The organism is Allocoleopsis sp., from assembly GCF_036703385.1.
GTDB lineage: Bacteria > Cyanobacteriota > Cyanobacteriia > Cyanobacteriales > Coleofasciculaceae > Allocoleopsis.
The window spans coordinates 1-6,431 of the sequence record NZ_DATNPA010000292.1; the positions used below are offsets into that span (position 1 = coordinate 1).

Below are 6,431 nucleotides of genomic sequence, written 5' to 3' on the forward strand. Positions count from 1 at the left end.
CATCTAAATGCCACCCCTGCAAAGAATTGGGGTCAAAAGGATTGACGACATAGTAATCTGGAGTGCGGAAAATCTGCTCGTAAATGGTTTTTTTTACTCCCGTGTCTGCCTCTGCTGTGGAAGGTGACATCAGTTCCACTATTACATCGGGATAACGACCATTTTCTTCCCACACCACCCAGCCTTGACGTTCCCTTGTGCCATCAACATCTAGCACTACAAAAAAATCAGGCCCCTTGAAGTCCCGGTTACGAGCCTGAGTACTACTGTAATAAACAAACATATTGCCTCCCGCAAAAAAGTTATCACGGTTTGCAAAAGCCTGATTGATTGACCGAATCAGAACATTCATTGCAATGCGGTGGCGGTTACTCTCCATCGGTTCCCCATCATCGAAAATTAAATCAGTGGGTGGCATCGAGGGTTCCCACCAATCCTCGATTATCGGGGATTTCTGTTCTGTACTCGCCTCAGTTGACATCGTGCTGGCTCCCTAACATGGTATTTTTATACCTTAAATAGCAATGAGTTGGCGCATGGGCAGGATTCAGGTAAAGTGCGGATTGTGGAGGAGTGAGAGGAAACGCTAGGATTGAATTACGACAACGCTTGTAAATATTTAGCGGAACAATATCCAGCCGAGTTTGTGAGTTGGTTGCTTTCGGTTCAGTCACAAGACATCCGGGTACTCAAAACTGAACTGACTCTAGAACCCATTCGAGCTGACGCAGTTACTTTCCTGCAAACAGCTAACCAAATCTTACACATAGAATTTCAAACTCTACCTACATCCAATCCGTCTATTCCCTTCCGGATGCTCGATTACTCCGTGAGATTAAAGCGGCAATATCGGTGTGATGTAGAGCAGGTGGTCATATTTTTGCAAGCCACAAACGATGAAATAGTCTTTACTGAACAGTATCAAGACCGAACTACATCTCATCGATACCGGGTGATTCGCTTGTGGGAGCAAGACTCTGCACCATTTCTCGCTAATCCAGGACTATTGCCCCTCGCTACTTTAACCCAAACCGGCTCCCCTCAAGCATTGCTGGCACAGGTAGCCGAACAAGTCGATAGAATTTTTGAAAGGGAGCAGCGACAGAATATTGCGGGTTGTGCTGAAATTCTGGCTGGACTGCGGTTTGAGAAAGATTTAATTCGCCAGTTTTTTCGGGAGGAAATTATGCGCGAGTCTGTTATTTATCAAGACATCTTGCAACAGGGATTACAACAAGGAAGACAAGAAGGAAGGAGGGAAGGCAAGCAGGAAGGAGAGATAGCTTTGATTCTGCGCTTTCTCAAGCGGCGCATTGGTGAGATTAACCCAATGCTGCAAGAACGGATTCGAGGGTTATCCACCGAGCAGTTAGAAGAATTGGCAGAGGTACTGTTAGATTTTTCCAGCGTGGCTGATTTAATGGCTTGGTTCGCACAGCAGGAGAGGCGGGAAGGAGAGGTGACTTTGATTTTACGCCAGCTTACTCAACGACTAGGCGAGGTTGATTCATCCCTGATTGAGCAGATTCGCAGGTTATCCACTGAACAGTTGGAAACATTGGGAATAGCGCTGTTGGATTTTACTGAAGTCGCTGATTTAGTCGCTTGGTTGGAGCAACAGGCTGTAAGCGATTAGTGATGAGGATATGCGAAGATAGAGAACTTCAATCGGAACACTGGGTTGTGTTTGCTGCTTGAAGCGCTTGGGATAAAAGTGCGATCGCTTTTTCCTTTTGTCCCGCTTTCGCATAATAATTCGCAATTTTCGCTAAGGCAAAGGTTTTGGGAGAATTAGGCTGTGTAACGTCGATGGTTTGGGCGACTGCGACAGCGCGATCATACTGAGCAATTTTACCCAACTGGACTGCGATGTCAGCCAGCCCCTGGGATTTGTCGTTGGTATTTTTTAAAGTTTGAGCAATCTGAAACGCCTGCTCTAAAGCCTTAGCGGCTTGCTCCTTATCTCCAGCCTTTTCATAATCCTTAGCGATTCGAGTCAGCGCATAAGCCTGAGTGTTGGCATTCCCCAGGGTTTGTTGGATAAACTGAAGCACTTGCTGGTAGGGATTGATTTTTGCAGACGCGATCGCAATCTCAGCTAAAGTCTGAGTTTTAGTTTCTTTATTTTTTATGGTTTCAGATATCTGAACGGCTTGAGTTAGAACTGAAGTTGCCAGCTCTGTTTTGCCTGCTTTCCCATAGACAACAGCGACCCCGGCATAAATTTTCGCTTTTTTATCGACATCCGGAAATTCATTAGCAACCTGAAGTGTTTTGGCTGAGACTTTAACTGCTTGCTCTTTTTTGCCTAATTCTAAATACAGAAAAGCGATTTTAGTGAATTGACTGACTTGGGTATCCTTATCTTCAATATTTTTTGCTGCATTAAGTGCCTCAGCTAATAGCTCATCAGCTTGTTTCTCCTGTCCAACTTTTAAGAATAGAAGGGCAAGTTTCCCTAAAATCATACTTTTAGCTAAGGCACTCTCCTCCTCATCGATTTTTGTGGCAACTGAGAGTGCAGGTTGATATTCTCCAGTTTTTGCCGCAATTTCTATCAATGCATTCGCTTTAGAAGTCTGAACCTCTATTGTGTTAGCAACCTGTCGCGCTTGGTTGTAGTCTCCTTCCTCTACATATTGAGCCACTATTCGAGCTAAAGCTCTGCCTTTGGGAATATCCTCCACAATTTTATTGGTGAGCTGAATGGCTTGCTCGTAATCTCCTAGTTGTGCATAATTAACAGCTATCTTCTCCAAGACAGTGTCTTTAACGAATGAGGTACCCCAAATTGCCTTAGCCTCCTGTACAGCTTGGGATAAAACTTCAGCCGCTTTGTCTTTTTGTCCAACTCTCCCATACCGAGTTGCGATCGCTTCTAATGCCATCGCCTTATCCGGGGGGGATTCGATTTTATTCGCAACTTGAAGTGCTTGAGTAAACAGTACTGTTGCCTGTTCCGTCTGTCCTGCTTTTGCAGACTGGAGAGCGATCTGGCTTAAGGTATCAGCTCTGCGAGTTAAACTATTGATTTGCTGAACTACTTTTAAGGCTTGCTCGTTTTGTTGAGCGATGGAATAGGAAACAGCAATGTCAGCAAGTGTGCTAGCGGTACAAGTTCTACTCTCCGAACAAGCCGAACAGAACGTACTGATTAATGCGACAGTAGCCAGTAGGATTTGGAGTCTCATCTTGTTTAGTGGCTTGGGCTACTTGAAAAATTAGTCGAGGTGAAGGGTTCACAAGTCAACAGTCAAAAGTAAGACCTGAGGAGAGAGTTCAAGACTTCCTCCCCTCTTCTATCGTCATACGTATCACACCACATTCACTCCTTACGTTGTAACCTTAACTAAAGTGTTGGAAACAGGTTACTTTGAGTCTCAAGCTGTATTTCTTGCGTCACGGGCAAACTGATTGTAGTCGAGTGAATGCCTTCTGTGGTTCAATAGACCCCGAACTGACACCAGAAGGCTTGGAGATGGCAAGAGCTTTTGCCACTGCCTATCACTCTCTGCCTTGGGAAGCAATTTTTTCTAGTCCAATGGGGCGAACCATCGCAACAGCTAAGCCTTTGTGTGAAGCACTTGGTATGAAGCCAGAACTGCGGGATGGTTTGAAAGAGATTAACTACGGGAAGTGGGAAGGCAATACGCCAGAAACGGTAAATCAGGAATTCCACGATGACTACATCCGCTGGACAGCCGACCCCGCGTGGTATCCACCGACTGGTGGGGAATTAGCGGTTGCGATCGCTCATCGTTCTTTACAGGTCATTGAGGAAATCAAGCATCGGTTCCCTACAGGTCATGTTTTGATTGTCTCTCACAAAGCGACTATCCGTATTATGCTGTGTAGCCTCTTAGGGATTGATGTTGGGCGCTTCCGCTTTCGCTTGGGATGTCCAGTTGGGTCGGTGAGTATTGTTGAATTTGGCTCTCATGGACCATTACTTCACGCCTTGGCTGATCGCACTCATTTAGATGAAAGTTTGCGAACCTTACCAGGCACTTAATAATTTTTGACTTTTGATGTGCCCTATTCCTGAGAGTTTTGTAATGGAGGCTTTCAGATAAATAGGACTAATTTGGGTAATGATTCCGACTATTTCGACTATTCCGATTCAACATTTGGCTTCAGGCGATCGCCTTGATATTCAAGTCTATAAATTCGTGGGGACTCAACCGGGCAAAAAGGTATACTTCCAATCCAATTTACATGGTGCTGAAATTGTTGGGAATGCTGTCATTCATCAGTTCATTGAGTTTTTGATGGCCTTGGATGAAACCCACCTCTTCGGAGAAATTTGGCTCGTTCCGGTCTGCAATCCGTTAAGTACCAATCAGCGTACTCATTTCTTTTCGACAGGTCGTTATAATATTTATGACGGCAAAGATTGGAACCGAATTTTCTGGGACTATGAAAAAGAAGAGGAGGAGCTAGAAGAGTTTGCCAACACTCAACTCGAATTGGAAATCGATGAAATCCGGAAAAATTATCTTGAACGTATTCTATTAAAATTTCAAAAACACTTAGAAAAAATACAATCTCCGAGTAGCGTACCCTTTAGTGAGCGTTATCGTTATTGCTTACAATCTCTATGCTTAGATGCCAACTACGTAATTGATCTCCATAGTTCGAGTAACCAAGCGATTGATTATCTCTATTGCTTCCAAAGCAGAGAAAACAGTGCTAAAGCGTTTCTACTGGACTATGGGATTTTAATGAATGAATATGACGGAGATGCCTTTGACGAGGCATTTTTCAAACCGTGGTTGGCGTTAGAGAAGAAATTGGCAGAGTTAGGAAAACCAATTCAGTTTGATATCGATTCCTGGACGTTAGAGCTGGGATCTGGGATGCAAATGAATCCAGATTCAGTGAAAAAATCTATCTTTCGCATCAAAAATTATTTAGCGCGAAAATCGGTTTTAAAAATTCGAGGCTTTCCTTTGGAAAGTACGGACGTTCATCTTGTAAATTTCACAAGTAAAAGCAATATCAAAAAATACTATGCTCCGACTGGAGGGATGATTCAATCAAGAGTTCAGTTAGGGAGTTCAATTAAATCGGGGGAGCGGTTGTACCAATTGCTGAGTTTTAATAAAAACGGAGAGCTTCCGACATTAATGGATGTTTGTTCTGAGGGAGATGGGCTGGTTTTTGATGTTTCAACAAATCATGCCGTTAATCAGGGAGAGTATGTTCTTTCGGTAATGTAGGACAGCCTCAGCACGATGAAAAAAGGAAAAAACAAAAATATCACACATAAATGGCAACTATTCAGCTTCACCAATGAGGGTAAAGGCTGCCCAGTCTTTTGGGTTTGGGTGCTGTTTCATGGTCGTTAACATGGCCTGTCGTAGTGCAGTTGCTTTGTCAGGATTCTGTCGCATCTGAGTATAAAACTCAGTCATTAAGGAGGCGGTAGGTGCATCAGGAACTGACCACAGGGAGACAATGACGCTGGGAACGCCAGCACTAATTAGGGAGCGAGATAATCCAATAACGCCATCACCTGTGATTGTTCCTCTACCAGTATCGCAAGCGCTGAGGACAACTAAATCGGCATTGAGTTTCATGTCGAGAATTTCTGACGACGTAAGCAACCCGTTATCCCCCCCAGAAGGAGCAAGAGCGATCGCACCCGGTACACCTTGCCCTTTAAAATCATCCAGTAACCCGTGTGTCGCCAAGTGAATAATCTTGGCTTTTTGCATTTGTTGCATAACAGTGGTTTTAGTGGCTTGGTTTCCGGTAATCGCTTTGGTGTTGAGTAGGGATGCGATCGCATTGGCTTCCGCTTCTGCACCGGGTAGGCTTGGCAGTTGTTGAGGTGGCTGTCCAGTTAGAGGGGAAATACTCGGCATGGTAGGATTGCCCACTACCAGAACACCCTTTCCTGCGACGTGTTGCCGTTGTTTACGGGTGAGTTCGAGTACCTGAATTGCTGGTGCAGTCAGGATGGTATGTTTTTCAATCAGGTATTTACCAGAAGCGTCTTTGAGTGCTGGGAAGGGAACTAAGAACAGTTCATTTTGTGGTATGAAGATGATGCGATCGCTGGGGTTGGTAGGAAGGAATCGTGCGATCGGTTCAATTAAAAGTTTATGCAGTTGCTGTAATTGTTCGGTTTGATTTGCGCTATCGACTCTTTGCACTGCACCTAAGCCTCGTCCCCTAACACCAATGGAGTTACGACTAGTAGTAACGAGGTCTGCTAATGGTGTCTTCAATGATTTGAGGTCAACTTGCTTAAACGCTACTTCACCTGTAGGCTTAACGACCCAAATGTAGAGTCCTGATTGACGCAATTCCTCCTTGCCTTGATTTTTGAAGGCATCATAAACAATAGAATATTCAACCAATGTGGCGATTTGTTCTGAAGAAATTTGCTGAATTTCCTGAATTTTGGGTGGCTCGATCGGCTGTTG

Annotated in this window: 6 protein-coding genes; 3 read left to right on the forward strand and 3 right to left on the reverse strand. The window is 44.4% G+C overall.

Annotation, left to right across the window (positions count from 1 at the left end; translation table 11 throughout):
- On the reverse strand, positions 1-481 hold a 481-nt coding region (locus tag V6C93_RS13960), incomplete at its 3' end, for a Uma2 family endonuclease (RefSeq protein WP_333477265.1).
- A 111-nt stretch (positions 482-592) separates the two neighbouring features.
- On the opposite strand from V6C93_RS13960, the gene V6C93_RS13965 reads away from it, so the two are divergent.
- The gene (locus V6C93_RS13965) at positions 593-1,636 is read left to right on the forward strand and encodes a DUF4351 domain-containing protein (protein WP_333477266.1); all 1,044 of its coding nucleotides are present in this window, start codon (positions 593-595) and stop codon (positions 1,634-1,636) included.
- A gap of 28 nt (positions 1,637-1,664) precedes the next feature.
- Here the strand turns inward: V6C93_RS13965 and V6C93_RS13970 are convergent, their stop codons facing one another.
- Positions 1,665-3,191 (reverse strand): tetratricopeptide repeat protein, encoded by a 1,527-nt coding sequence (locus V6C93_RS13970; protein WP_333477267.1) that lies wholly within the window; start codon positions 3,189-3,191, stop codon positions 1,665-1,667.
- A gap of 182 nt (positions 3,192-3,373) precedes the next feature.
- Between V6C93_RS13970 and V6C93_RS13975 the strand changes: the two genes are divergently transcribed.
- Positions 3,374-4,012, forward strand: a complete 639-nt coding sequence (locus V6C93_RS13975; protein ID WP_333477268.1) for a histidine phosphatase family protein — start codon at positions 3,374-3,376, stop codon at positions 4,010-4,012.
- Positions 4,013-4,091: 79 nt separating this feature from the next.
- Positions 4,092-5,219 carry a succinylglutamate desuccinylase/aspartoacylase domain-containing protein gene (locus V6C93_RS13980; protein ID WP_349262714.1) on the forward strand — a complete coding sequence of 376 codons (1,128 nt, stop codon included), beginning with the start codon at positions 4,092-4,094 and terminating at the stop codon, positions 5,217-5,219.
- Positions 5,220-5,276: 57 nt separating this feature from the next.
- On the opposite strand, the gene V6C93_RS13985 is transcribed toward V6C93_RS13980, so the two are convergent.
- Positions 5,277-6,431 (reverse strand): CHAT domain-containing protein (locus V6C93_RS13985; RefSeq protein ID WP_333477270.1); only part of this gene is annotated, 1,155 nt, incomplete at its 5' end.